The 2,203-nt window shown below is 36.0% G+C and carries 4 protein-coding genes and 1 pseudogene; 2 read left to right on the top strand and 3 right to left on the bottom strand.

The window, feature by feature from the left end; all coding sequences use genetic code 11:
* The coding region (locus A9G35_RS14150; RefSeq protein ID WP_442903167.1) for an IS3 family transposase at positions 1-122 on the bottom strand (122 nt) is incomplete at its 3' end.
* 125 nt (positions 123-247) lie between these two features.
* Positions 248-547: a transposase gene (locus A9G35_RS07845; RefSeq protein WP_065635422.1), complete on the bottom strand. Its 300-nt coding sequence runs from the start codon at positions 545-547 to the stop codon at positions 248-250.
* 77 nt (positions 548-624) lie between these two features.
* Here A9G35_RS07845 and A9G35_RS07840 point away from each other — a divergent pair, with 77 nt between their 5' ends.
* The gene (locus tag A9G35_RS07840) at positions 625-1,536 is read left to right on the top strand and encodes a PTS system mannose/fructose/sorbose family transporter subunit IID (RefSeq protein ID WP_065636388.1); all 912 of its coding nucleotides are present in this window, start codon (positions 625-627) and stop codon (positions 1,534-1,536) included.
* Positions 1,537-1,705: 169 nt separating this feature from the next.
* Positions 1,706-2,080, top strand: a complete 375-nt coding sequence (locus tag A9G35_RS07835; RefSeq protein WP_065636387.1) for a DUF956 family protein — start codon at positions 1,706-1,708, stop codon at positions 2,078-2,080.
* Here the strand turns inward: A9G35_RS07835 and A9G35_RS14005 are convergent.
* Positions 2,079-2,203 (bottom strand): annotated as a pseudogene (locus tag A9G35_RS14005) (transposase); the annotation flags it as partial. The gene A9G35_RS07835 and the pseudogene A9G35_RS14005 sit on opposite strands and share 2 nt — an antisense overlap.

Here is a 2,203-nt window from a genome sequence, read left to right as displayed (position 1 = left end):
AGCAATAAGGCTTTCATCACCCGAGCAATGTAACGGCGTGACACCCAAATATTCTCTTTTTGTAAATCAAAACGAATTCGTCTTGTACCATAAGACTGATAGCTCTGATTAAATAGCGTCACGATTTTATCGGCATAAAGCCCTACTGATTTTTGTCTATTCAATTTACACTGATAATAAGCATAATATCTTGATAATCCTAAATATTGACATAGCTTTGTTATGCTATAACGATGTCGATTTGCTTTTAGGATAGCGATTTTCGCCCTATTATCAGTGCTGCTTGCTTTAGAATATCGTTTTCCATGCGGAGTTGTTTAAGCTCTTTACGCAACGCGATTAACTCTTGTTCTTGTGGACCGCGATTATCTTTTGTTTTAAATGAGCCACTTTGGCTTGATTGCGTTATCCAACGGTCCAATGCGGATGGTGTCAAATCATATTCTGCAACGATTTCACTACGTGATTTACCATGTTGATAAAGACTGACCATTTGGTGTTTAAAATCATCTGTGAATGTTCGTCTTTTGCGTTTAATCTTATTCATATTTGTTCCTTTTTTAGTTGTGATAAGTTTACCTTACCCCTTAAAAAAGTTGTATGAATTAGTGTAGCCGATCCAAAATGACTGATAGAATTCAATTAAGCAAAAAAGATCGTTTAGCTGTTGTTTGGCGTTCAACTTTCCTTCAAGGTTCTTGGAACTATGAACGTATGCAAAATGGTGGTTGGGTTTATTCAATGATTCCTGCCATCAAAAAATTATATACTAGCAAAAAAGAGCGATCAGCAGCCCTTAAACGCCACTTAGAATTTTTTAATACACACCCTTATTTAGCATCACCAATACTTGGAGTAACTCTTGCATTTGAAGAAGAACGCGCAAATGGAGCGGCTATTGATGACGTTACTATTCAAGGGGTAAAAATCGGTATGATGGGGCCACTTGCAGGTGTGGGCGATCCCGTATTCTGGTTTACATTGAGAATGATGCTTGGAGGACTTGGCGCATCACTCGCGCTTAGCGGCAATATTATGGGACCAATTTTATTCTTTCTACTCTGGAATATTATTCGTTGCTGTTTTATGTGGTATACCCAAGAATTTGGTTACCATACTGGCTCAAAAATTATTGATAATTTATCCGGTGGTTTACTACCCAAAATAACTAAAGGTGCCTCTATTTTGGGAATGTTGGTTGTAGCCGCTTTGGTACAAAGGTGGGTGTCAATAAAATTCCAACCTGTGGTTGCAAAAGTAAAATTAGATAACGGTGCATTCATTGACTGGAACTCATTACCTGCGGGAGCAGAAGGCATTCAAAAAGCATTGATGCAAATGCAAAATGGGTTATCACTTACTCACGAAAAGATTACTACCTTACAAAATAACTTAGATCAATTAATACCTGGGCTAGTTCCTTTACTATTAACCTTCTTCTGTATGTGGTTACTTCGTAAAAAAGTATCACCAATTTTAATGATCCTTGGATTATTTATTGTTGGTATAGTTGGGCATGTAATTGGCCTGTTATAAAATGTAATGTTTTATAGCATTTCTAAAAAGTACTATATTTTAATATATAGTACTTTTTATGTATCACCATTTTATTATATCTTTCGATAAAACCATTATTTTTAACTTTATTTGACCTTTAAAAATAATGGGTTAATTTATAAAACTACCAATTTATTTATGGATAATAATGGTTCAATCATTAAACACTAAATTAGACTTAACCACACAAGCAACAGCTTTTGTTGGTTTTACAGAATATGGCAATATTATGATTGGCGACAAAGCCTTTGAGTTCTACCACAAACATGACCCTCGTAAATATATACAAATACCTTGGGACGAAGTAGACTACGTTGTCGCATCTGTGCTATTGGGCGGTAGATGGATTCCTCACTATTCAATTCAAACCAAAAAAAATGGAACTTTCACCTTTGCATCTAAAGACCCCAAAAAGGTATTACAAGCCATTCGAGTTTATGTTGACGGGCAAAAAATGGTTCGCTCACTGGGCTTTTTTGATGTTTTGAAACGGGCTTTTTTTCGAAAAAATAAAAAGAAATAGCATCAGCAAAACTGCGCTCTACGGTCTCTTTTCGCCGAGCATAGACTTTTTTACCCCACTGACTTAAACGAATCTCATTGGCTTTCTCTTTATCTGCTTCCCAGATATGGCGTGTGATGACTT

It is taken from the genome of Gilliamella sp. Choc5-1 (assembly GCF_001690595.1).
Lineage (GTDB): Bacteria > Pseudomonadota > Gammaproteobacteria > Enterobacterales > Orbaceae > Gilliamella > Gilliamella apicola_M.
This window is presented reverse-complemented; position numbering and strand designations above follow the sequence as displayed.

Coding starts and splice junctions, on each gene's coding strand:
- A9G35_RS07835 (WP_065636387.1), top strand. CDS start 1,706: ATGGTTCAATCATTAAACACTAAATTAGACTTAACCACACAAGCAACA.
- A9G35_RS07840 (WP_065636388.1), top strand. CDS start 625: ATGACTGATAGAATTCAATTAAGCAAAAAAGATCGTTTAGCTGTTGTT.
- A9G35_RS07845 (WP_065635422.1), bottom strand. CDS start 547: ATGAATAAGATTAAACGCAAAAGACGAACATTCACAGATGATTTTAAA.